The sequence below is a fragment of the Lentzea sp. genome (assembly GCF_035525475.1).
In the GTDB taxonomy this organism is placed as follows: Bacteria; Actinomycetota; Actinomycetes; order Mycobacteriales; family Pseudonocardiaceae; genus Lentzea.
Genome location: NZ_DATLEC010000094.1, coordinates 19924 through 42174, shown reverse-complemented (window position 1 = coordinate 42174; position 22251 = coordinate 19924). Strand labels below are relative to the sequence as shown.

Sequence of the window (22251 nt, the reverse complement as noted above, 5' to 3'; positions counted from 1 at the left end):
TCGGTGTGCCGTTCACTGTGCCGGAAATCATCGAGGACCGGCTCGGCCTGCCGCTAGGTGAAGCTCACGTCGTCATCCCGTACCCGCCGGGCGAAATCTCGTACCTGCCGGGCGAACAGTCGGAGACCGAACAAGCGGAGACCGCGAGCGACGAGGCCGTCTGCGAGGTCCATGACGCGTTGGCCGACGTCGAGCCGGATACCGAACCTGCTGCGCTGCTGGACGAACCACCGCGGCACGCGGGACAAGCACGAGTCGCCGGCTCGATCAGCGAACGCGTGTTCCCGCTGCTCACCCAAGACGAACGCGATCGGCGACCCCGCGCTGGACGCGGCCGCCTTCGCCGGCTTCGGCTGGCCGCTGGTCAAGCGCGTCCGGCCCGCATCATACGAACGGGCGCGCACGCACGCCGCGATGTTCCCGCTGACCGGCGCGGCGTCCGCGCTCCGGCAGGACGGCGACCCGGAACGGTTCCTCGCCTGGTTCCGCCGCAGGTGCGCGGTGCGCGAGCACCCACCGGCGAGTTGACCGCACAGCGGAACCCATTGACCCGCAATGAATCCGAAGTCGCGGAGTGACTTCACCCGGACGGAGGAGTTGATCATTATGATGGTCGGGTGCCCCTGAGACGCCGACCTCTCGCGTTACTCGCTGCGCTCGCGCTCCTCGGCGCGGTCACGGCGTGCACCAGCGAAGCGGCCGGCGACCCGGTGGGCAAGCCCGCCTCGCAACCGGCGCCGACGGCGGAGACGAACGCGCCGCCGCCGCTCAGGGACAAGCTCAAGCTCGCGGTCGAGAACGGCAGGCAGAGCGCCGGCACGGTGATCGCCGGGGTCGGTGACGCGGTCTACAACTACGCGCCCGCCGTGATGGCCGAGGGCGGCAAGGTCCGCACCTGGTGGTGCAGTCAGATGGGCGTCGCCGCGCCGAGTGGGGACGACATCCTCTACAGCGAGGGCCCTGCGGCTGACGGACCGTTCACCACGGCTCATCCCGTGTTCTCGGGCAGTGGCGGCAGCTTCGACGCCATGCACACGTGCGACCCGTCGCTGGTCAAGATCGGCGACACCTACTTCATGTACTACACGGGCGCCAGCAGGGACGACCACGCCAACGGCAGCTCCGTCGGTGTCGCCACCAGCAAGGACGGCGTCAGCTGGACTCGGGCCAACGGTGGTCAGGCGATTCTGGGATCGTCCGGCGACATCATCCGCGAGAACACCTACGGCACGGGCCAGCAGTCGGCCATCTACCTCGACGGGTGGGTGTACCTGCTGTTCACGGACACCACCGGGTTCGCGGGGGCCACGAACGGCGCGGGGCAGTACGTGTTGCGGTCGAAGGACCCGCTGTTCGCCAGGGGTGTCGAGACGTTGAGCCCGCAGGGCTTCAAGCCGGTGCGGAAGACCAACGAGGCCCGCACGCGGTCCGTCGTCGAGGCGTTCAGCGCGGACTGGATGTGGATCGACGCGGCGTCGGCGTTCGCGATCGCCCACTCCACCGACGAGGGCACCACCATCACGTTCTGGAACAAGGAGTTCACCCGCCACCCGTACGAGCCCGTGGTGATTCCCGGTGTCTGGAAGGAAGGTCCCGGTCTGGTGCGCACGCCGGAGGGGCACGCGCCGGTCCACGCCGGGGGTCCGTGCGACAAGGTGGCCATCGACGTCCTTCGCGCCACGTCGAGCGATTCCGGTGCCCCGACGAACATCCGCCACTTCGGGATCGACGCGTTGGGCCTCAACGGGTGTGCGACGCCGGACGAGGCGAAGGTGCTCGACGGTTACTCGGTGCCCTCGCCCGAACGGACCGCCGACGTGGTCGTCAAAGGCAAGGTCGTGCGGTTCGAACGCGGGTCGGCCGCGGCGAAGTACGCGCGCGGTGTGATCGCGTGGCGGCCGAGGATCGTCGACTCGTTCCAGGTCGCGGTGCGGGTTCCGGCGGCCGCGCCCGCGGTGCTCGGGCCGGACGGACTGGCGGGGCTGCTCGTCGGCGACAAGCTCGTGGTCATCAGCTCCCTCGAGGTCGCGCAGTCCAACTCCTCGGAGGTCACCGTCGTGACCAGGGAGCAGTGGGACCGCTACGAACGCCTGATGAGCTGACCCGTAGCGTGCCCGGTGTCGAATCGGACTTGGGGGCTCGGATGACGACTACTGGCGACCGTTCGGCGGAGTTGGCGGAGAGGGTCATCCCGCTGCCCGCGGAGCCGCCGCACGAACGAGCGTGGTTCGGCATGGCGGCCGCTTTCCTCGGTTCGATGGCGTTCCTGCTGCTCATCCCCGCCGGCTGGGCCCGGCTCGACCACCTGTGGGCCGAGGACGGCGCCGTGTTCGCGGCCGAGGCGCTGCGGTTCCCGGCACTGCGCAACCTGGTCGAACCGTACGACGGCTACCTGCACACGGTGCCGCGCCTGGTCGCCGAGGTGGCCGCGGTGCTGCCGATCGAGTGGACCGCCGCCGTGTTCGCCGTCACCGCCGCGGCACTGCGGGCACTGGTCGCGCTGATCGCGTTCGCCGGGTCCAAGGCGTACATCGAGTCGACGCCGCTGCGGTTCGCGTTGGCAGCGCTGGTGATCGTGCTGCCCGCAGGCAACTCCGAGACCTTGGACAACCTGTCGAACCTGCACTGGTTCCTGTTCTACGGCGTCTTCTGGGCGTTGTTGTGGCGCAACGCTCCGCGCGTTCCGGTCGCGTTGTTCGTCCTCCTCGCCGCCCTGACCGGCCCGCTGGTGCTCGTGCTGGCGCCGATCGCACTCGTGCGGTTGTTCCTTCCGCGCAAGGAAGTGCCGCTCGCGTTCCTCGGCGGTCTGGTCGTGCAGGCCGTGACGGTGGCCCTTTCGACCAGGACGGCGTACTCGCACGACGAGGCCGATCCGGTGCAGGTGCTGCTCGCGAGCCTGCTGCGGGTGCCGGTCGTGGCGTTCGCCGGGTCCGAGAAGCTCGACGACCTCTACCCCGCGATGGGCAACTTCGTGATCATCGCGGCGCTGCTCGTCGCCCTCGTGCCGATGGCGGCGGGGCTGAGGTTCGGGAACCGGGCAGGGCGGACGCTCGTCCTGACGACGGCCGTGCTCAGCGTGGTCGTCATCCTCGCGTGCCTGCTGCTGAACTGGTCCGGGGTCTTGCAGGCGCAGCAGCCCGGCGTCGTGATGGCCGGGCAGCGGTACAGCATCGCGCCCTGCCTGTTCCTGTTCACCGCGATGTTCGCAGGCCTCGACCAGACTCCGGCGCCCACCTGGGCCCGCGCGGTGGTGGGCGGGAGTCGTTACCTGGTCATGTTCTTCGTGGTGGTGAGCATCTTCTGGTACCTGCAGGAGACGTCGCCGGTGCTGAAGGGCGTTCCGTGGGACGAGAGCGTCGCGAAGGCGCGTGCCGGGTGCGCGGCGGGCGCACCGGAGGCACGGCTGGAGCACGAGCCCGCGGACTGGTCCTTCAGCGTTCCGTGCGGCGACCTGGGGTGAGCCCCGGTCTCACGACCGGCTGAGGTGGTCCTGGAAGAAGGCGCGGAACGACCGGGCGGGCCGGCCCGTCACGTCCTCGACGGTCGTGGTGACCCGGTCCTCCGCACCGCCGCGGATGTCCTCGTCGAGACCGGCGAGCAGCGCGGCGAACTCCGCCGGCACGGCCAGTGCGATCCGGTCGGTCATCTCGGCCGTGCTCACCGAACGGTGCCGGACCGCACGGCCGGTGAGGTCGGTGATGATCGCGGCGGCGTCGGCGTAGCTGAGCGCCTCGGGACCGGTGATCAGGTGATCGGTGTTGTGCGGCACCGGATCCGTCAACGCACGCGCGGCCACCGCGGCGATGTCGGCGGCGTCGATGAACCCGACCCTGCCGTCACCGGTGGCCGTGACGATCTCACCGGACCGCACCCCCGCCGCGACCGGGTGATCGCCGGTGAAGTTCTGCATGAACCACGACGGCCGCAGCACCGCCCACTCCGGCATGGCGCGCACGAGCGCGGGAAGAGCGCCCATTCCCGTGGCGCTCTCCGGCACCGCGGACGAGCTCAGCAGCACCACCCGCCGCACGGACCGCGCCCGCGAGAGGAACGACTCGACCACCGGTGCCGGGTCCACGACCCCGACCGGAGGGATGAGGTACACGCTCTGCACACCGTCCAACGCGCCGTCGAACGTCGCGGGCACGTCCCAGTCGAAACGGACCTGGCCCGGCCGCACCGGTTTCCTGGTGCCCACCACGGCGTCGGGCAGCAGCGGGACGAGCAGGCTGCCCGTCGTGCCCGTGCCGCCGATGACCAGCGTGGTCACGACTTCCACTCGTGCAGGTTCAGCGGGTTCCAGTAGTCCCGGTAGCTCACGATCTCACCGTCACGGGTCTCGATGACCACGATGTAGGAGTACCGGTACGGCTCGCCCGTCGCCACCACGACGCCCTCGGCGTCGAACTCGAGGATGGCGACGTCCGGGTTGGTCGTCTGGTGGACGACCTGCTTGGGGAGGGCCTTGATGTCGTACATCTTCGGGTAGTCGCGCACGTAGTCCTCGACCGCGGCGCGCCCTTCGACCCGGGAGGGCCAGCCGGACGGGGCGAACGGGAACTCCGCCACGCCGTCCTCCGCCCACAGCCCGGCGAAACCGATCATGTCCTTGTCGAGCAGCAGCTGCAAAGCCCTCGGGATGAGGTCCACGGATGTCCTCCGAAAGAAATGGACGAGACGGTCCCGTCCCGTCCACAACATTAGGCGGGACGGGACCGTCTCGTCCAGTCCTATGATGTGCGCCATGACCAAGCGCACCCCCACCGGCGCCGCCGTCCTGCAGCCGCAGGTGACGAAGGCGATCACCGAGGCCGTTCTCGACGAGCTCGCACAGACCGGCTACGGGCGGCTGTCGATGGAGGCGGTGGCCAAACGCGCGGAGGTCGGCAAGAGCGCGCTCTACCGGCGGTGGCCGTCCAAACAGGAGATGGTGGTCGCGGCGCTGTCGGAGTTCTCCGTGCCACTGGCCGAGGTCGAGGACACCGGGTCGTTGCGCGGCGACCTGCTCGCGACGGTCACGGCGGTGCACGACTGGCTCACCCACCCGCGGTTCGCCACGATCCTGCCCGACCTCACCGCCGAGGCGGTCCGCAGTCCGGCGTTGTCCGAGGCCATCGCCAGGACCATCGGCGGACCGCGCCGCGCACTCGGCGCCGTGACGTTGCAGCGGGCGGTCGACCGGGGCGAGCTACCGCCGGACCTCGACCTCGAGATCGCGCTCGACCTGGTCGCTGCACCGGTCTACTGGCGGCTGTCGGTGCGACGCGCCGAGGTCGAGCCCGACTACCTCGAACGGCTCGTCGACCACCTGTTGCGCGCGCTTCAGTGCTGATAGCTCGGGTGGTCGATGTACCCGTTGGGCGTCTGGAACCAGGTGTCCCGGCCGGGAGTGGCGGCGAGCGGCAGGCCGAGCCGGAACCGTTCGACGAGGTCGGGGTTGGCGAGGTACGCGCGGCCGTAGCTGATCAGGTCGGCGCCGTTGGCGAGCCAGCGCTCCCCCTGCTCGCGCGTGCTCTCGTCCGGACCGATCTGGCCGCCGGGGTTGAGGATGAACGCGGTGGGCCACGCCTTGCGCAGCCCCATCAGCACCTCGTCGTCCGCGGTGACCATGACGTGGATGTAGGCGATGTCCGGCAACGCCTTCAGCAGCTCGCCGTAGAGCACGGGCACGTTCTCCTCGACGATGCCCTGGATCTGGCCGCCGGGGGAGAGCCGGATGCCGACGCGCTCCGGTCCGATGGCGTCCGCGACGGCCTCGACCGCCTCGACGGCGAACCGGATGCGTCCGGTGGTCGAGCCGCCGTAGCCGTCGGTGCGCTGGTTGGCGCTGGAGGACAGGAACTGCTGGATCAGGTACCCGTTGGCGCCGTGCAGCTCCACGCCGTCGAATCCGGCCTCGACCGCCCTGCGGGCCGCGTCGGCGAATGCCGCGACCTGCTCGGCGACCTCCGCCGTCTCGAGCGCGCGGGGAACCGGTGCCGGCGCCATACCGGTGGGGGTGAACACCTCGGTGCCGGAGGAGATCGCCGACGGACCGACGGGGTGGTGCCCGGCGACGTCGGGGTGGCCGATGCGGCCGCCGTGCATGAGCTGGGCGAAGATCCGGCCACCGTTGACGTGCACGGCGTCCGTGACGACGCGCCAGGCCTCAACCTGCTCGTCGGTGTGCAGACCGGGCATGAACGGACCGGCCTGGCCGACCGCGTTGGGCTGCACGCCTTCGGTGACGATGAGGCCGGCGGTGGCACGCTGGGCGTAGTAGGTGGCCGTCTCCGCGATCGGTTTGCCGTCCACGGCCCGTGAGCGGGTCATCGGCGCCATGACGAGGCGGTTCGGGAGGGTCAGGTTTCCGAGTCGGTAACTGCTGAGAAGCATGAGAGCTAGGCTAGAAACCTGACATTGACGTCAGAGATAGCTTTTGTGGCGGAGGTCTCATGAGAATCGGCGAGCTGGCGGAACGGACCGGCGTGAGCGTGCGCGCGTTGCGCTACTACGAGGAGCAGAAGCTTCTCGAAGCCGAACGCAGTGAGAGCGGGCAACGGCGCTACACGGAGAACGCCATCAGCCGCGTGCGCCTGATCCAGCAGCTCTACGCCGCCGGGATCTCCAGCTCGGGAATCCTGGAGATGCTGCCGTGCATGGCGACGGGCATCGCATCGCCGCAGGTGCTCACGAAGCTGCACGGTCACCGGTCGTCGGTGCTGCGGCAGATCGAGGAGTTGCAGGAGACTCTCGTGCAGCTCGACACCGTGATCGCGGGGGCCGTCAGGAGCCACGACCACGGTCTGCCGTGCCCGCCTCGGTGAGCGCGCACGGCAGACCGTCCCGTCAGATCGTCGCGGCGTCGATCACGAACCGGTACCGCACGTCGCTCGACTGCACGCGGTCGTAGGCGGTGTTGATCTCCTCGGCGGAGATCAGCTCGATCTCCGCGCCCAGGCCGTGCTCTGCGCAGAAGTCCAGCATCTCCTGGGTCTCCGCGATGCCGCCGATCATCGACCCTGCGAGCGTCTTGCGACCGCCGAGCAGCCGGAACAGGTTCAGCGAGATCGGCTCCTCGGGCGCGCCGACGTTCACGATCGCGCCGTCGGTCCTCAGCAGCCCGAGGTAGGCGCCGAAGTCGAGCGGGGCCGAGACCGTGGACAGGACCACGTCGAACTTCCCCGCCAGCTCGCTGAACGTGGCGGGGTCGCTGGTGGAGCGGTAGTCGTGGGCGCCGAGCTCGAGCCCGTCGTCCTTCTTGCGCAACGACTGCGACAGCACGGTCACCTCGGCGCCGAGCGCGGCGGCGATCTTGACGCCCATGTGGCCGAGCCCACCGAGACCGACGACGGCGACCTTCTTGCCGGGAGCGACGCCCCAGTGCTTGAGCGGCGAGTAGACGGTGATGCCCGCGCACAGCAGCGGCGCGGCCACGTCGAGCGGCAGCCCGTCCGGGATGCGCACGACGTAGTTCTCGTCGACCACGATCTGCCGCGAGTAGCCGCCGTAGGTGACGTCACCGCGGCGATCGATGCCGTTGTAGGTCATGGTGTTGCCGTTCGCGCAGTACTGCTCCAGCCCGCGCAGGCAGAACTCGCACTCGCGGCACGAGTCGACCATGCAACCGACGCCGACACGGTCGCCGACGGCGTGACGGGTGACCTCGGAGCCGACCTCGACGACGACGCCCGCGATCTCGTGGCCGGGGACCATGGGGAAGATCGCCTCGCCCCAGCCCTCGTTGACCTGGTGGATGTCCGAGTGGCAGATGCCGGCGAACTTGATGTCGATCAGGATGTCGTGCGGCCCGGCCTCCCGGCGCTCGACCGTCGTGCGCTCCAGCGGTGCCTTGGGTGCCGGAGCGGCGTAGGCAGCGACGGTGCTCATCAGGTTTCTCCTCGTTTCGTCGTGTCGGTGACGACACTGCCCCGGTTCGAGAGGTCCACCCAGGCACCTGGTTTTCGTACGACTGCCGTGCGTACCACTGGCAGTAGCAGGCACGACGTCCTGGGCGCGGGGATACTCGGACCCATGACCGTCGATCCGCGCACCGAGCTGAGCGACTTCCTGCGCAGCCGCCGGGCTCGCCTGTCCCCCGACGACGTCGGGCTGCCGCAGTACGGCAGGACCCGCCGCGTGCCCGGTCTGCGCCGTGAGGAGCTGGCGCAGCTCGCGGGCGTCTCCGTCGCGTACTACACGCGGCTGGAGCAGGGCAACGGTCACAACGTCTCGGCCGAGGTGCTGGACTCGATCGCCCGCGCGCTGCGGCTGAACGACGCCGAGCGCGAGCACCTGAACAACCTCACGCGCAGCAAGCCGCACAAGAAGAAAAAAGAGCAGCGTTCCCCGCTCCGGCCCGCGTTGCGGCACCTGCTCGACGGCATCGCGGTGCCCGCCTACATCGGCGGACGCCGCTGCGACATCCTCGCGTGGAACCCCATGGCCGCGGCGTTGTTCGGCGACTGGGGCGAGCTGGCGCCGCGCGACCGGAACTGGGCGCGCATGATCTTCCTGCGGCCCGAGTGCCAGAACCTCTTCGTCAACTGGGAGACCAAGGCCGCCGACGTCGTCGCCTTCCTGCGCCTGGACGCCGGGTGCTGCTCCGACGACCCGGAGCTGGCCGCGCTGATCGGCGAGCTGTCGCTGCGCAGCGAGCTGTTCCGGCAGCTCTGGGCCGCGCACGAGGTCAAGGAGAAGAGCTTCGGCACGAAGCTGGTGCGGCACCCGCTCGTGGGCGAGATGACGCTGTCGTACGAGACGCTGCGCATGCCCAGCGAGCCGTCGCTGTTCCTCACCACCTACCACGCCGAGCCCGGCACCCAGTCCGCCGAGGCGCTGCAGCTGCTCGCCAGCTGGGGCAAGGACGCGAGCCGGGCCGGGGCGTCTGCCAGGACCCAGGCGTGAGAACGCCACGGCTGGAGATCGAGTACTGCACCCGGTGCCGGTGGCTGCTGCGCGCCGGCTGGACCGCGCAGGAGCTGCTCACCACGTTCACGACCGAACTGGGCGAGGTCGCGCTCGTCCCCGGCACCGGGGGCGTGTTCGACGTCCGGCTCGACGGCGAGACGCTGTGGTCGCGCAAGGAGCAGGAGGGCTTCCCGGACCTCGCCGTGCTCAAGCGGCTGGTGCGCGACCGGGTGGCGCCGGAGCGGTCCCTGGGCCACACCGACCGCGAGCACTCGTGATCACGTCGCGGTGACCGCCCCCATCACCACCGCGGCCTGACGCCTGCCCAGCAACCTGCTCACGGAGAGCATCAGCCGGTTCGCCCTGCCGACCGCGATGCTCGGCGGCGGGTTGCGCCGGTCCAGCGTCCGCAGCGCCGTCTCCACCACCAGCTCCGGCGGGACCCGCCGCGCACCGGCGGAAGCCTGCTCCCCCGCGACGTCGAAGAACTCGGTGCTGGTCGCGCCGGGTGAGAGCGCGAGCACCTTCAGACCGGCCCGGCGGTGCTCCGTCCACAACGCCTCGGTGAAGTTCAGCACGAACGCCTTCGCCGCGCCGTAGACGGCCATCTTCGGCGTCGGGTGGTACGCGGCCATGCTCGCGACGTTGACCAGGATCCCCCTGGCCTCGACCAGCTCGTCGAGGAACGTCCTCGACAGCTCCACGACCGCCGAGATGTCGAGCGCGATCTCGGTCCGCAGCCTCTCGACGTCCTCCTCGGCGAACGGCCCGTACGTGCCGAAGCCCGCGTTGTTGATCAGCCCGGTGAGCTTCAGGTCCCGCTTCCGCAGCTCCGCGGCCAGCCCCGCGACGGCACCCGGTTCGGTGAGGTCGCACGGCAGCACCGTGACCTCGACGCCCTTCAGCTCGGCGGCGAGCGCTTCCAGGCGATCCGCTCGGCGAGCGACGAGGACCAGGTCAGAGCCCCTGCGGGCGAGCTCTCGGGCGAACTGCGCGCCGATCCCGGCACTGGCGCCGGTGACGAGGACGCGCGCTCCTCGGTAGTCGACTGTCACTTCAAGGCCTCCTTGGCATCGAGTGCCAAGCTAGCATCAAATGTCGCGATGGCGCCATGACGCTAGGCTGGAGGGCATGTCGGAACGTCTCTGGGACCGCACCCGGCGCCGCGTCCAGGAAGAGGTCGCGGACGCCGCGCTGGCGCTGTTCCTGGAGCAGGGGTTCGAGGAGACGACGGTCGACCAGGTGGTGGCCGCGGCCGGGATATCCCGGCGGTCGTTCTTCCGCTACTTCGGCACGAAGGAGGACATCGTCTTCGGCGACCTCGCCGAGCAGGGGCCGCTGATCCTGGAGGCGCTGCGGGCCCGTCCCGACGACGAGCCGATCTGGGACGCGCTGGGACACGCCTTCTCGGCGCTGACCACGCACGTGGACCCGGAACGCGGCGTGAAGATCTCGAAGCTGTGCATGACCAGCCCTTCACTGCGGGCGGGCCATCTGGAGAAACACCTGCGCTGGCAACAGGTCCTGGCGCCGGAGGTCGAACGCCGCGTCGGCACCGGTGACGCGCCCGCCGGTCTTCGCGGCGAGGCGATCGTGGCCACCGCGCTGGCGTGCCTCGACGCGGCCACCACCGCCTGGCTCGGCGAGGACGGTGGCGACCTCGACGAACTGCGGCGGCTGTACGGGATCGCGCTCTCGGCCGTCCGAAGTGGATGACGGTCGTCAGTCCGTCCTGATGAACCCCTTGGCCACCATCCAGTCCCTGGCGACCACGCCCGCGTCCCTTCCGTCCACGTCGACCCGACGGCACAGCTCGATCATCTGGTCGTTGGTCAGCGCGCGGCTCACGGTCTCCAGCGGGCCACGTATCTGCGGATACCGCCGGAGGAACTCGGCCCGCACGGTCGGTGCCACGTTGTACTGCGGGAACGCCTTCTTGTCGTCCTCCAGCACGCGCAGCTTCTGCGCGGCGATCCGTCCGTCGGTCGTGAACACCTCGCCGACCGGGCACGTGCCGCCGGCGACGGCCGAGTAGATCGTGCCGATGCCGAAGTTCTTCACCTCGGTGGCCGGGAGGCCGTAGGTCCGTTGCGCGGCCGGGAAACCGTCCTGACGGCTGGTGAACTCGGTCTCCAGGCAGAACACCGCCTGGTCCGGGTTCTGCGCGAGGAACGCCGCCAGGTCGGACGTGGTCCTGAGGCCGTGCCGCGCACCGTAGGCCTCGGTGACGGCGAAGGCGTACTGGTCGTTGAGCGGGGAGTAGGCGAGCCACTCGACGCCGAACCGGTCGAGGTCGGCCTTCTTCGTGGCGTCGTACTGCGCCTGCTCACCGCCGGGCACCGGCAGCTCGTTGCCCTGGTAGTTGATCCAGCCGGTGCCGGTGTACTCCCAGCTGACGTCGATCTCGCCGGTGAGCAGGGCCTGCCGCGCGGTCTGCGAGCCCTTCAGGTCGGTCAGGTCGACGACGTCCGCCCCCGCCGCGGACAGCGCCATCTCCGCCATGTACCCGAGCAGGATGTTCTCGGTGAAGTCCTTGGACCCCACGGTGATCTCGACGCCCCGCAACGACTGGTCGAGCTGGATCGAGCCGGGGAGGACCTCGTACGGCAACGCGGAGTTCAGGTCGAGGCCGCATCCGGCCAGAAGCAGCACCAGGACCGGAACCAGCCTCTTCATCGCGCCCCCTTCGGACCGAACCACCGCTCGATCACCGCGCCGGCCCAGTCGACCAGCAGCGCGAGAGCCGCCGCCAGCACCGAACCGGTCACCAGGACCTTGGTCAGGTTCAGCTTGTAGCCGGTGTCGATCAGCAGCCCGAAGCCGCCGGCGTTGACGAACAACCCGAACGTCGCCGTGCCCACCGCGAGCACCAGCGAGGTGCGCAGGCCGGCGAGGATGAGCGGGACCGCGAGCGGGAGCTCGACCCGCCACATCACCCCCGACGACGACATGCCGATGCCGCGCCCGGCGTCCACAAGGGACGGATCGACCTGTTGCAGGCCAACGATCGTGTTGCGCAGCACGGGAAGCAACGAGTAGAACGCGAGCGGCAGCGCGGCCACCCACAGCCCGCCCGACGCGCCGGTGAACAGGAACCACAGCACCAGCACGCCCAGCGCCGGCGCGGCCTGGCCGACGTTCGCGACCGCCAGGAACACCGGGGCGAGCCAGCGCGCCCACGGCCTGGTCGCGACGACGCCCGCCGGCACCGCGACCACCACGACGATCGCGGTCACCACGACCGTCATCGCCAGGTGGTCGCGCAGCGCCGTCAGCAACGACGACGCGTTCAGCGTGCTCTTCTCGGTCGCGCTCAGCTCACCGCCGAACACCCACGCCAGCACGCCGCCGACGATCAGCAGCACCAGGACGGGCTGCGCCCAGAACCTGATCCGCTCGGCCGTCACGCGGTCGCCCGCAGCCGTTGCACGACCTCGGTCACCGTCGCGAGGTCGAGGGTGCCGACGTACTCGCCGCGGTTCCCGGTGACGACCGCGCGCCCGCCCTCGGTGATCATCGCTTCCAGGGCGTCGCGCAGCGTCGACTGCAGTGTCACCGAGTCCAGCACCGGCTGGCCGATGTTCTCCAGCGACGACGCGCGCTCGAGGTCGTTGCGCTGCACCCAGCGCACCGGCCGGTCGCGCCGGTCGAGCACGAGCAGGAACCGCTCATCACCCAGTTCCACGGTGGACGGATCAGCGTCGGCGCGAGCGGTCACCGCCTGGCCGAGCTCGACGTCCCTCACCCGCGTCAGCGTCAGCGCCTTCAGCGACGCGCCGGCGCCGACGAACCCGGCCACCGTGTCGTCCGCCGGGTTGGCGAGGATCGCGTCGGGGGTGTCGTACTGCAGGATCGTCGACCGCTCGCCCAGCACGGCGATCTTGTCCCCGAGCTTCACGGCCTCGTCGAAGTCGTGCGTGACGAACACGATCGTCTTGTGCAGCTCGCCCTGCAACCGCAGCAGCTCGTCCTGCAAGTGGCCGCGGGTGATCGGGTCGACCGCGCCGAACGGCTCGTCCATCAGCAGCACCGGCGGGTCGGCGGCCAACGCCCGTGCGACGCCGACGCGTTGCTGCTGCCCGCCCGAGAGCTGGCGGGGGAAGCGGCCGGCGAACTCACCGGGGTCGAGCCCGACGAGGTCCATCATCTCCTCGACGCGGGCCGCGATCCTCTTCCTGTCCCAGCCCAGCAGCCCCGGCACGATCCCGATGCTCTGGGCCACCGTGAAGTGCGGGAAGAGCCCCGCCTGCTGGATCGCGTACCCGACGCGGCGCCGCAGGTCGTCCGGGTCGATGCGCAGCGCGTCCTCGCCGCCGATCGTGATCGTGCCCGACGTCGGCTCGATCAATCGGTTGATCATCCGCATGGTCGTGGTCTTGCCGCACCCGGACGGCCCGACGAACACCACGATCCTCCCGGCGGGCACGACCATCGAGAAGTCGTCGACGGCGGCCGCCTTCTGCCCCGGATAGCGCTTGCTGACGTGGTCCAGCCGGATCTCGATGCCTTCTTCAGCCACGGACGCCCCTCGAGACGGTGAGACGGTCGACGAGCACGTAGACGCCGTCGAGCAGCAGGGCGAGGACCACCACGCCGATCGTCCCGGTGAGGGCCTGGTTCACGGCGTTCGCGCTGCCCGCGTTGGCGAGCCCGGAGAACACCTCGGAACCGAGACCGGGTCCTTTCGCGTAGGCCGCGATCACCGCGATGCCCATCAGCATCTGCGTGGCCACGCGCATCCCGGCCAGGATGGCGGGCCACGCGAGTCTCAGCTCGACTCTGGTCAGCACGCCCATCCGGCTCATCCCGATGCCCCTGGCGGCGTCGCTGACCGCCGGGTCCACCCCGGCCAGTCCGACGACGGTGTTCCGCACGATCGGCAGCAATGCGTAAAGCACCAAAGCGACGACCGTGGTGTCCGCGCCGAGCCCGAAGACCGGGATCAGCAACGCCAGCAACGCGAACGACGGAATGGTGAGAACCGTGCTCGCCAACGCCGTGGCCAGCGCGGATCCGACCGGGCTGCGGTAGACGGCGACACCGATCACCACGCCGAGCGCCGCCGCCAGGACGGTGCACTGCACCACCGCGCTGACGTGCAGGAAGGCTTGCATCGACAACCGGTCCCAGCGATCGGCGACGTACTGAAGCAGATTCATCCTCGTGGCCCCGCCCTCGAAGTTGGCGTCCACCCAACACCACTGTGGACGGACCGGCAACCGTTCGAGGCCCAACCAGCATTCCCACCTGACAGGAATCCGTTGCGCCTCAAGGCTGTTCTGGTAGACCTCCTCGGCTGAGAACCGGGTAGTTCGCTCCAGCAGGTTTCGAGCCATCGCTCATACGTTCTTCAACTAAACCGAAACGCCCTCACACCTGCTCACGCCCGGACCGCTTGGGGGATTTCTGAGATGTCGCACGAAGCTGAAGTGGACGGCGGCTGCCTACCCGACCTGCTGCGCAAGCAGGTCGAGGTTCAACCCGATCGCACAGCCGTCGTCTTCGGCGAAGAGAGCATCACCTACGGCGAACTCTTCGAGCAGAGTTCGGCGCTGGCCACACACCTGCGCAGACTCGGCATCAGCGCGGACGACTGCGTGGGCATGTTCGTGGAACCGTCGCTCGACCTCGTGGTCGGCGCCTGGGGAATCCTGTGCGCCGGCGGCGCCTACCTGCCGCTGAGCCCCGAGTACCCGGAGGAGCGCCTCCGGTACATGATCGAGGACTCGCGCACGAAGGTCGTCGTCACCCAGCCGGCGCTGAAGCAACGGCTCTCCGAGCTCGCCCCGAGCACCACGCGGATCGTCACGCTCGACGACTGCGACGAGGCGTTCGACGACGGCTTCTCCCCCGCCGACACCAGCCTCGCCTACATCATCTACACCTCGGGCAGCACCGGCAGGCCCAAGGGCGTGATGATCGAGCACCGCAGCATCGTCAACCAGATGCTGTGGCTGCAGGACGCGCACTCCATCGACAGCACGAAGCGCGTGGTGCAGAAGACGCCGATGAGCTTCGACGCGGCGCAGTGGGAGATCCTGAGCCCCGCGGTCGGCAGCACCGTCGTGATGGGACGCCCCGGCATCTACCGCGACCCGGAGATGCTGATCGAGACCATGCGCGAGCACCGTGTCACGACGCTGCAGTGCGTGCCGACGCTGTTGCAGGCGTTGATCGACACGGAGGAGTTGCACACCGTCACGTCGTTGCGGCAGGTCTTCAGCGGCGGCGAGGCGTTGTCCCGCACGCTGGCCCAGAGCTTCGTCGACACGATGCCCGCAACCGCTCTCATCAACCTCTACGGGCCGACGGAGACGACGATCAACTCGTCGTCGCACGTGGTCGACCCCGCGGAGCTGGCCGAGGCGCCGAACTCCATCTCGATCGGCCTGCCCGTCGCGAACACCACCTACCTGGTGCTCGACGCGAACCGCGACCTCGTCACGCCCGGCGAGATCGGCGAGCTCTACATCGGCGGCGTGCAGGTGGCCCGCGGCTACCTGCACCAGCCGGAGCTGACGCGGGAACGGTTCGTGGACGGCATGTTCCGCACCGGTGACCTGGTGACGCAGAACCTCGACGGCACCGTGCAGTTCGCCGGCCGCGCGGACAGCCAGGTCAAGCTGCGCGGCTACCGCGTGGAGCTGGACGAGATCCGGCTCGCCATCGAGACCCACGACTGGGTGCGCAACGCCGCGGTCATCGTGAAGTCCGACGACCGCACCGGGTTCCAGAACCTGATCGCGTGCGTCGAGCTGAACCCCAAGGAAGCAGCCCTGATGGACCAGGGCAACGCGGGCGCGCACCACCAGTCGAAGGCGAGCCGCCTGCAGGTCCGCGCGCAGCTGTCGAACCCCGGCGTGCGCGACGACCTCGCCGGGCGCGAGACGGTCGAGCTGCCGGGCGAGGAAGCCTCGTGCCTGCAGCGGAAGGTCGTCTTCTCGCGCAAGTCGTACCGCTTCTACGAGGGCGGCCAGGTCACCGACTCCGACCTGGCGCGGCTGCTGGAGCGCAAGCCGATCGGCGCCGGGTCCCACGACCCGAAGGACGTCCGGTTCAGCGAGCTGGGCGAGATCCTGCGCTACTTCGGCGCGCACTTCAGCGACCAGCGGCTGCTGCCGAAGTACGGCTACGCCTCACCGGGTTCGCTCTACGCGACCCAGCTCTACCTGGAGCTGCACCACATCGCGGGCCTGCCGGCGGGGTTGTACTACTACCACCCGCTGCGCCACCAGCTCGTGCTGATCTCCTCGCTCGACGAGGGCGCGGAGCCCCAGGCGAAGCTGCACTTCATCGGGCACAAGGCCGCGATCGAGGCGGTGTACCTCAACAACATCCAGGAAGTGCTGGAGATCGAGACCGGCCACATGCTCGGCCTCTTCGAGGAGATCCTGCCGGGCTACGGCCTCGACATCACCGCGTCCGCGTTCAAGCCGGAGACCAAGGGGCTGTTGGACGTCCCCGAGGAGGACTACTACCTCGGCACGTTCGAGCTCTGCGCCTACACCGGTCCGCGCGAGGACGACGTCGACGTCTACCTGCAGACGCACGCCGGCCGCGTCCCGGGCCTGCCCGGTGGCCTGTACCGGTACGCCGACGGCGAGTTCGAGCGGCTGTCCGACGAGGTGGTGCTGCGCAAGCACGTCATCGCGATCAACCAGGCGGTGTACGAGCGGGCGAGCTTCGGCGTCAGCGCCGTGGCCCGGTCGGCGGAGCTGTGGCGGCGCTACATCGACCTCGGCCGGACCATGCACCGGTTGTCCGCCAACGACGTCGACCTCGGCTTCATGTCCTCCGGCTACAGCTCGAAGTCGAACAACGACCTCCCGTCGGCCAAGCGCATCTGCGGGATCCTGAAGGACATCGGCGAGAGCGACGGCCCGTCGTACTTCTTCCTGGGCGGCAAGGTCTCCTACGACCAGCGCCGCAGCCCCGGCATGAAGGAAGACGTCGTCCACATGAAGGGCCCTGCCGAGCTGATCCGCGACGACCTGGTCAACTTCCTGCCGGACTACATGATCCCGAACAAGGTCGTGGTGCTCGACAGGCTCCCGGTCACGGCCAACGGCAAGATCGACGTCAAGGCCCTGGAGGCGTCGGACAAGACCGACGTCGACGACCAGGACCGGCCGTTCATCGCGCCGCGCACCATCACCGAGCGCCGCATCAGCGAGATGTGGAAGAAGCTGATGAAGCGCGAGACCGTCTCGACGCACGACGACTTCTTCGAGACCGGCGGCAACTCGCTGATCGCGGTCGGCCTGGTCAACCGCATCAACAAGGACTTCGGCACCAGCCTCCCGCTGCAGGTCCTCTTCGAGTCGCCGACGATCGAGCAGCTCGCCCGCCGCGTCGACGGCCTGCACGACGGGCCGGTCTCGCGGCTGGTCCCGTTGCAGCCAGGCGGCGACGCGACGCCGGTGTTCTGCTGGCCCGGCCTGGGCGGCTACCCGATGAACCTGCGCACGCTGGCGAGCCGGTCCGAGCGCCCGTTCTACGGCGTGCAGGCCCACGGCATCAACGAGGGCGAGACGCCGTACCGCACGATCCGCGAGATGGCCGAGGCGGACCTCGACGCCATCAGGGAGATCCAGCCGGAGGGCCCGTACACGCTGTGGGGCTACTCCTTCGGCGCGCGGGTCGCGTTCGAGACCGCCTACCAGCTCGAACAGGCCGGTCACGAGGTCGCGAACCTGTTCCTGATCGCCCCGGGATCGCCGAAGGTGCGCTCGGACCGGGCGAGCGACGAGGCGTCGTACGACAACAGCGCGTTCGTCACGATCCTGTTCTCGGTGTTCGCGGGCAGCATCACGGACCCGAAGCTCGCCCGGTGCCTGGAGATCGCGAAGGACGAGGACAGCTTCGCGGCGTTCATCAGCAGCGAGTTCCGCGACCTCGACAGCGAGCTCGTGCGGCGGATCATCCGGATCGTCACGGAGACGTTCTCGTTCAAGTACACCTTCAGCGAGCTGGCCGAGCGCACGATCAAGGCGCCTCTCACCATCTTCAAGGCGCGGGGCGACGACTACTCGTTCATCGAGGGCAGCGAGGGCTTCTCCGTCACCGACCCGGTCGTCGTCGAGCTGGAGGCCGACCACTACAGCCTCCTGCGCGAGCCCGACATCGACGAGCTGCTGGCGTCGATGGACCGGCGCGGAGCGGTGCAGCAGGAAGTCGCCCGCGTGCCGGTGCTGCTGTCCGACGAGCAGATGTCCGAACTGATCGCCGCCGTCACCAAGGCCGTCACCCTCGCCATCGCGGCGAACCAGTCGTGAGGAGGCTCCCGTGCCACACGTGACCATCAAGCACTTCCCGAAGCAGCTCACCGGCGAGCAGTCGGCCGAGCTGGTCGCCGGCATCACCGAGGCGGTGACGAAGGCGTTCGGCTGCGACGAGGGCGTGGTGTCGATCGCCGTCGAGCCGGTCGCGCAGGAGGAGTGGCAGGACCGGGTCTACGGGCCGGAGATCGTGGGACGCAAGGAACTCCTGCACAAGACCCCGGACTACTGAGGCGCAGATGAACATTCCCCTGGTGTACAGCGAGGAAGTGGGCGAGGCGATCACGGCCGGGCAACCGGTCGTGGCGCTGGAGTCCAACGTCATCACGCACGGCCTCGACTACCCCGACAACGCCGAGACGGCGCGCCGGGTCGAGGACGCGGTCCGCGCGGGTGGCGCGGTGCCGGCCACGATCGGCATCGACAACGGCAGGATCCTGGTCGGCCTCTCGGAGAACGACATCGAGAGGTTCGCGACGACACCGGGCATCCCGAAGGTCAGCAGCCGGGACCTGCCGATCGTGCTGGCACGCGGTGGGATGGGCGCCACGACGGTCGCGTCGTCGGTGATCGCCGCCGAGCTCGCGGGGCTGAAGTTCTTCTCCTCAGCGGGAATCGGCGGCGTGCACCGCGGCGCCGAGCGCACGATGGACGTCTCGTCGGACCTGGTGCAGTTCACCCGGTCCAAGGTCGCCGTGGTGTGCGCGGGGGCGAAGAACATCCTCGACCTCGGGCTCACGCTGGAGTTCCTGGAGACGCACTGCGTTCCGGTCGTCGCCTACCGGTCGGACGACTTCCCCGCGTTCTACTGCGTCTCCAGCGGTTTCCGCAGCCCGCACCGCGTGGACGACGCCTCGGTGCTCGCCAGGGCGATCGAGAACCACTGGGCGGTCGGCAACCCCGGCTCGTTCCTCGTCACCACCCCGACCAGGCTCGCGGACGCGATCGACGGCGACGAGGTCGAGTCCGTGATCACCGAGGCGGTCGGGCGCGCGGAACGCGAGGGCGTGAGCGGTCAGGCGATCACGAAGTACCTGATGCGCGCCGTCGACAGGGCCACGGAGGGACGGTCCGCGAAGGCCAACCAGGCGGTGCTGGTCAGCACCGCCGAGGTGGCCGCCGAGCTCGCCGTCGCGCACGCGAAGGAGTACTCCTCATGAGCAGCCGGTGCGTGATCTTCGACCTGGACGGCACGCTCGTCGACTCCCCGCGCGGGATCATCACGACGTTCGCCGCGGTGTTCGCCCAGCTCGACCTGCCCACGGCGGACTCCGGCACGATCCGCGGGACCATCGGGCTGCCGCTGCCGGCGGCGTTCGCGAAGGTGCTCGGCGCCTCCGAGGACGAGCCGGCGGTCACGACGTGCGTCGAGCTGTACCAGTCGACGTTCCGCAAGATCGTGCTGCCGATGGCGACGCAGCTGGTGTTCCCCGGCGTGTTCGACGGGCTGCAGTCGTTGCGGGAGGACGGTTTCCTGCTGGCCGTCGCGACGAGCAAGTTCATCCGCAACGCCGAGGCGCTGCTCACCGCGGCCGGCCTGCGCGAGGAGTTCGCGGTGGTCGTCGGCGCGGACCAGGTCTCGAAGCCCAAGCCCGACCCCGAGTCCGGCCTCGTGGTGCTGGAGAAGCTCGGTGTGGCCGCGCGGAACGCCGTGATGGTCGGCGACACCACGCACGACGTGCTGATGGCGCACGGCGCCGGGATGTCGTCGGTCGGCGTGACCTACGGCGTGCACAGCGTCGACCAGCTGCTCAGCGCCAACCCCACCTGGCTCGTCGACTCGTTCGCCGGGGTCGTGGCGGCCGTGAAGGAGTGCTCGTGACCTCGATCGACGCGTACCTCGAGAAGAACGTGCACCTGTTGCCGCAGACCAGACAGCTACGCGCACTGCACACCGTCGTCCGCGACCGCGACGCCTCGCGGGAGGACTTCGTCTTCTACACCGAACGAATAATCCGGCTGCTCGTCGAGGCAGGCCTGGACCTGCTGCCGTTCGAGGAGCACGACGTCACCACCCCGATCGGCGCGACCTACCACGGCCTGAGGTTCGCGGACAAGCTCGTCGCCGTCCCGGTCATCAGGGCGGGCGAGAGCATGGAGGGCGGCCTGCGGGCGGTGGTCCCGGGAGTTCGGATCGGCAAGATCCTCATCCAGCGGGACAAGGACACCAAGCAGCCGAAGCTCTACTACTCGAACCTGCCGCACGACATCGCGTCACGGCAGGTGCTGCTGCTCGACCCGATGCTGGCCACCGGCGGCACTGCCAACGCGGCGATCCAGGTGCTGCTCGACCGGGGAGTGCTGGAGGAGAACATCGTCTTCGTCACCCTCATCACGGTGGCGGAGGGCATCGAGGCGGTGTGCTCGCGCTACCCGCTGGTGCGGATCGTGACGTCCGCGATCGAGGAAGGGCTCACCCCGGACGCCTACATGCTGCCCGGCATCGGCGACTTCGGCGACCGGTTCTTCGGCACCGACGAGTGACGGGGGAAGCCATGAGGGGCAACCGGGTGCTGGCCGACTCGGCGGTCACCGCGCTGGCGCCGATGATCTGGGGCAGCACCTACCTCGTCACGACGCAGCTGCTGCCGCCGGACCGGCCCCTGCTCGCCGCGGTCGTCCGCGCGTTGCCCGCGGGCCTGGTCCTGCTGCTGTTCGGACGGGTCCTCCCGAAGGGGATCTGGTGGTGGCGGGCCCTGGTGCTGGGCACGCTCAACATCGGCGCGTTCTTCTTCCTGCTCTTCGTCTCCGCCTACCACCTCCCCGGCGGTGTGGCGGCCCTCGTCGGCTCGGTCCAGCCGGTGATCACGCTGGTGCTGGCCGCGCTGGTGCTCGGCGACAGGATCCGGCTGCCCCACGTCCTCGCCTGCGTCGCCGCCACCGCGGGTGTCGCGTTGCTGGTCCTCAAGGCCACCGCGCAGCTGGACCTCGTCGGCGTGCTCGCCTCGGTCGGGGGCGCGATCTGCATGGCGTCCGGGATCGTGCTCACGAAACGGTGGCAGCGCCCGGTCAACGTCCTGCTGTTCACCGGCTGGCAGCTCACCGCCGGCGGTCTCGTGCTGCTGCCCGCGCTGTTCCTGCTCGAAGGCCTGCCGAGCACGATCACCGGCACCAACGCGCTGGGCTTCGGCTACCTGATCGTGCTCGGCTCGCTCTTCGGCTACTCGGTCTGGTTCCGCGGCACGGACAGGGTGCCCGCGATCGGGTTGTCGTTCCTCGGCTTCTGCAGCCCGATCGTCGCGACGGTCCTCGGGTACGTGTTCCTCGGCCAGACGTTGTCGTTGCTCCAGTTCGTCGGCGCCGCGGTCCTCATCGGAGCGATCGTGCTGGTGCAGCTGACACCGGTGCGGAAAGCCGTGGCGGAGCCGGAGCTTCAGCGCACGACGTCGTAGACGAGCTTCTGGACGCCGTTCGCGTAGGTCTCGCTCTCGACGACCTTCAGCATCTGCTTGTCCTTGTCGGTCTGGCTGAACATCCGCTTGCCCGCGCCGAGCAGCACCGGGAACACCAGCAGGTGGTAGCGGTCGATCAAGCCGGCGTCGGACAGGTCGCGGTTGAGCGTCGCGCTGCCGTGGACCGAGATCGGGCCGCCCTCGGTCTCCTTCAGCGCGGCCACGTCGTCGAGCGAGCGCAGGATCGTGATGTCGCCCCAGTTGTCGACGAGCTGGTCCTCCTCCAGCGTGGTGGACACGACGTACTTCGGCATCACGTTGTACCGCGGGAAGTAGTCGAGCGTCGGCCACACCGGGGAGAACGCCTCGTAGCTGACCCGGCCCATCATCATGGCCGCGGCCTCTTCCTGCTCGCGGCCCTTGATCTCGTAGGCCGCCTCGTCGAACTCGATGTCCTTGAAGGTCCAGCCGGCGCTGCGGTGACCCGGTTCGCCACCGGGCGCTTCGACGACGCCGTCGAGGGAGACGAAGGCGGTGGCGATGAGGGTGCGCATCTGGTTCTCCTCGGTGTTCGCGCTTGCTGTCATCAGTGCGTCGAACGGGAGGCGCCGGGAATCGACACCTCACGTCAGGAGATCTTCAGGCATGACTCCCGGCGGTGCCGGACCGGTCAGGAATCGAGAAGCACCGCC

24 protein-coding genes are annotated in these 22251 nt (G+C 69.3%); 14 read left to right on the top strand and 10 right to left on the bottom strand.

The window, feature by feature from the left end; genetic code table 11:
• Positions 1-17 precede the first annotated feature (17 nt).
• The 3 genes from VM306_RS16890 to VM306_RS16880 are packed head-to-tail and all read left to right on the top strand — an operon-like array spanning position 18 to position 3460.
• A complete protein-coding gene (locus VM306_RS16890; RefSeq protein ID WP_325515942.1) occupies positions 18-578 on the top strand; it encodes a hypothetical protein in 561 nt (186 codons plus the stop codon).
• 39 nt (positions 579-617) lie between these two features.
• Positions 618-2102 (top strand): beta-xylosidase, encoded by a 1485-nt coding sequence (locus VM306_RS16885; protein ID WP_325515941.1) that lies wholly within the window; start codon positions 618-620, stop codon positions 2100-2102.
• 41 nt (positions 2103-2143) lie between these two features.
• On the top strand, positions 2144-3460 hold the full coding sequence (locus tag VM306_RS16880; RefSeq protein ID WP_325515940.1) for a hypothetical protein: 1317 nt from the start codon (positions 2144-2146) through the stop codon (positions 3458-3460).
• Between the two features lie 9 nt (positions 3461-3469).
• Here VM306_RS16880 and VM306_RS16875 read toward each other — a convergent pair whose 3' ends face one another.
• Both VM306_RS16875 and VM306_RS16870 read right to left on the bottom strand, forming a co-directional pair.
• Positions 3470-4270, bottom strand: a complete 801-nt coding sequence (locus VM306_RS16875; RefSeq protein ID WP_414672396.1) for an ergot alkaloid biosynthesis protein — start codon at positions 4268-4270, stop codon at positions 3470-3472.
• A complete protein-coding gene (locus VM306_RS16870; RefSeq protein WP_325515938.1) occupies positions 4267-4650 on the bottom strand; it encodes a nuclear transport factor 2 family protein in 384 nt (127 codons plus the stop codon). Before VM306_RS16870 ends, VM306_RS16875 begins: the two co-directional genes overlap by 4 nt.
• Before the next feature lie 94 nt (positions 4651-4744).
• On the opposite strand from VM306_RS16870, the gene VM306_RS16865 reads away from it, so the two are divergent.
• A complete protein-coding gene (locus VM306_RS16865; protein WP_325515937.1) occupies positions 4745-5332 on the top strand; it encodes a TetR/AcrR family transcriptional regulator in 588 nt (195 codons plus the stop codon).
• Here VM306_RS16865 and VM306_RS16860 read toward each other — a convergent pair.
• A complete protein-coding gene (locus VM306_RS16860; RefSeq protein WP_325515936.1) occupies positions 5323-6375 on the bottom strand; it encodes an alkene reductase in 1053 nt (350 codons plus the stop codon). The two genes, VM306_RS16865 and VM306_RS16860, sit on opposite strands and share 10 nt — an antisense overlap.
• Before the next feature lie 59 nt (positions 6376-6434).
• Between VM306_RS16860 and VM306_RS16855 the strand changes: the two genes are divergently transcribed.
• On the top strand, positions 6435-6806 hold the full coding sequence (locus tag VM306_RS16855; RefSeq protein ID WP_325515935.1) for a MerR family transcriptional regulator: 372 nt from the start codon (positions 6435-6437) through the stop codon (positions 6804-6806).
• A gap of 22 nt (positions 6807-6828) precedes the next feature.
• On the opposite strand, the gene VM306_RS16850 is transcribed toward VM306_RS16855, so the two are convergent.
• Complete coding sequence (locus VM306_RS16850) at positions 6829-7869, bottom strand: NAD(P)-dependent alcohol dehydrogenase (RefSeq protein ID WP_414672394.1); 1041 nt, start codon at positions 7867-7869, stop codon at positions 6829-6831.
• A 144-nt stretch (positions 7870-8013) separates the two neighbouring features.
• Between VM306_RS16850 and VM306_RS16845 the strand changes: the two genes are divergently transcribed.
• On the top strand, positions 8014-8886 hold the full coding sequence (locus tag VM306_RS16845) for a helix-turn-helix transcriptional regulator (RefSeq protein WP_325515934.1): 873 nt from the start codon (positions 8014-8016) through the stop codon (positions 8884-8886).
• A complete protein-coding gene (locus VM306_RS16840) occupies positions 8883-9167 on the top strand; it encodes a SelT/SelW/SelH family protein (protein ID WP_325515933.1) in 285 nt (94 codons plus the stop codon). Before VM306_RS16845 ends, VM306_RS16840 begins: the two co-directional genes overlap by 4 nt.
• Here VM306_RS16840 and VM306_RS16835 read toward each other — a convergent pair whose 3' ends face one another.
• Complete coding sequence (locus tag VM306_RS16835) at positions 9168-9944, bottom strand: SDR family oxidoreductase (protein ID WP_325515932.1); 777 nt, start codon at positions 9942-9944, stop codon at positions 9168-9170.
• A 76-nt stretch (positions 9945-10020) separates the two neighbouring features.
• On the opposite strand from VM306_RS16835, the gene VM306_RS16830 reads away from it, so the two are divergent.
• Positions 10021-10605 (top strand): TetR/AcrR family transcriptional regulator, encoded by a 585-nt coding sequence (locus VM306_RS16830; RefSeq protein ID WP_325515931.1) that lies wholly within the window; start codon positions 10021-10023, stop codon positions 10603-10605.
• Positions 10606-10611: 6 nt separating this feature from the next.
• Here VM306_RS16830 and VM306_RS16825 read toward each other — a convergent pair whose 3' ends face one another.
• The 4 genes from VM306_RS16825 to VM306_RS16810 are packed head-to-tail and all read right to left on the bottom strand — an operon-like array spanning position 10612 to position 14048.
• Complete coding sequence (locus VM306_RS16825; protein ID WP_325515930.1) at positions 10612-11565, bottom strand: glycine betaine ABC transporter substrate-binding protein; 954 nt, start codon at positions 11563-11565, stop codon at positions 10612-10614.
• On the bottom strand, positions 11562-12296 hold the full coding sequence (locus tag VM306_RS16820) for an ABC transporter permease (protein WP_325515929.1): 735 nt from the start codon (positions 12294-12296) through the stop codon (positions 11562-11564). The genes VM306_RS16825 and VM306_RS16820 overlap by 4 nt, the downstream gene beginning before the upstream one ends.
• Entirely contained in the window at positions 12293-13408 is a 1116-nt protein-coding gene (locus VM306_RS16815) for an ABC transporter ATP-binding protein (protein WP_325515928.1), read from the bottom strand. Before VM306_RS16815 ends, VM306_RS16820 begins: the two co-directional genes overlap by 4 nt.
• Positions 13401-14048, bottom strand: coding sequence for an ABC transporter permease (locus tag VM306_RS16810; protein WP_325515964.1), 648 nt, complete (start codon positions 14046-14048; stop codon positions 13401-13403). The genes VM306_RS16815 and VM306_RS16810 overlap by 8 nt, the downstream gene beginning before the upstream one ends.
• A gap of 252 nt (positions 14049-14300) precedes the next feature.
• On the opposite strand from VM306_RS16810, the gene VM306_RS16805 reads away from it, so the two are divergent.
• From VM306_RS16805 to VM306_RS16780, 6 genes are read left to right on the top strand one after another with little or no spacing between them, the layout of a single operon-like run.
• Complete coding sequence (locus VM306_RS16805; protein ID WP_325515927.1) at positions 14301-18164, top strand: amino acid adenylation domain-containing protein; 3864 nt, start codon at positions 14301-14303, stop codon at positions 18162-18164.
• Positions 18165-18174: 10 nt separating this feature from the next.
• A complete protein-coding gene (locus VM306_RS16800; protein WP_325515926.1) occupies positions 18175-18399 on the top strand; it encodes a tautomerase family protein in 225 nt (74 codons plus the stop codon).
• 7 nt (positions 18400-18406) lie between these two features.
• Complete coding sequence (locus tag VM306_RS16795; protein WP_325515925.1) at positions 18407-19327, top strand: pseudouridine-5'-phosphate glycosidase; 921 nt, start codon at positions 18407-18409, stop codon at positions 19325-19327.
• On the top strand, positions 19324-19989 hold the full coding sequence (locus VM306_RS16790; protein WP_325515924.1) for an HAD family hydrolase: 666 nt from the start codon (positions 19324-19326) through the stop codon (positions 19987-19989). Before VM306_RS16795 ends, VM306_RS16790 begins: the two co-directional genes overlap by 4 nt.
• Positions 19986-20651 carry a uracil phosphoribosyltransferase gene (upp, locus tag VM306_RS16785; protein ID WP_325515923.1) on the top strand — a complete coding sequence of 222 codons (666 nt, stop codon included), beginning with the start codon at positions 19986-19988 and terminating at the stop codon, positions 20649-20651. The genes VM306_RS16790 and upp overlap by 4 nt, the downstream gene beginning before the upstream one ends.
• A gap of 11 nt (positions 20652-20662) precedes the next feature.
• Positions 20663-21559: an EamA family transporter gene (locus tag VM306_RS16780; protein WP_325515922.1), complete on the top strand. Its 897-nt coding sequence runs from the start codon at positions 20663-20665 to the stop codon at positions 21557-21559.
• Here the strand turns inward: VM306_RS16780 and VM306_RS16775 are convergent.
• On the bottom strand, positions 21541-22113 hold the full coding sequence (locus VM306_RS16775; RefSeq protein WP_325515921.1) for a dihydrofolate reductase family protein: 573 nt from the start codon (positions 22111-22113) through the stop codon (positions 21541-21543). The genes VM306_RS16780 and VM306_RS16775 overlap by 19 nt on opposite strands.
• Between the last annotated feature and the right edge of the window lie 138 nt (positions 22114-22251).

Bases quoted from the DNA above. Each gene is read 5' to 3' on its own strand.
- VM306_RS16880 (WP_325515940.1), top strand. From the start codon at position 2,144: ATGACGACTACTGGCGACCGTTCGGCGGAGTTGGCGGAGAGGGTCATC.
- VM306_RS16865 (WP_325515937.1), top strand. From the start codon at position 4,745: ATGACCAAGCGCACCCCCACCGGCGCCGCCGTCCTGCAGCCGCAGGTG.
- VM306_RS16860 (WP_325515936.1), bottom strand. From the start codon at position 6,375: ATGCTTCTCAGCAGTTACCGACTCGGAAACCTGACCCTCCCGAACCGC.
- VM306_RS16855 (WP_325515935.1), top strand. From the start codon at position 6,435: ATGAGAATCGGCGAGCTGGCGGAACGGACCGGCGTGAGCGTGCGCGCG.
- VM306_RS16850 (WP_414672394.1), bottom strand. From the start codon at position 7,869: ATGAGCACCGTCGCTGCCTACGCCGCTCCGGCACCCAAGGCACCGCTG.
- VM306_RS16845 (WP_325515934.1), top strand. From the start codon at position 8,014: ATGACCGTCGATCCGCGCACCGAGCTGAGCGACTTCCTGCGCAGCCGC.
- VM306_RS16830 (WP_325515931.1), top strand. From the start codon at position 10,021: ATGTCGGAACGTCTCTGGGACCGCACCCGGCGCCGCGTCCAGGAAGAG.
- VM306_RS16825 (WP_325515930.1), bottom strand. From the start codon at position 11,565: ATGAAGAGGCTGGTTCCGGTCCTGGTGCTGCTTCTGGCCGGATGCGGC.
- VM306_RS16810 (WP_325515964.1), bottom strand. From the start codon at position 14,048: ATGAATCTGCTTCAGTACGTCGCCGATCGCTGGGACCGGTTGTCGATG.
- VM306_RS16805 (WP_325515927.1), top strand. From the start codon at position 14,301: ATGTCGCACGAAGCTGAAGTGGACGGCGGCTGCCTACCCGACCTGCTG.
- VM306_RS16795 (WP_325515925.1), top strand. From the start codon at position 18,407: ATGAACATTCCCCTGGTGTACAGCGAGGAAGTGGGCGAGGCGATCACG.
- VM306_RS16790 (WP_325515924.1), top strand. From the start codon at position 19,324: ATGAGCAGCCGGTGCGTGATCTTCGACCTGGACGGCACGCTCGTCGAC.
- VM306_RS16780 (WP_325515922.1), top strand. From the start codon at position 20,663: ATGAGGGGCAACCGGGTGCTGGCCGACTCGGCGGTCACCGCGCTGGCG.
- VM306_RS16775 (WP_325515921.1), bottom strand. From the start codon at position 22,113: ATGCGCACCCTCATCGCCACCGCCTTCGTCTCCCTCGACGGCGTCGTC.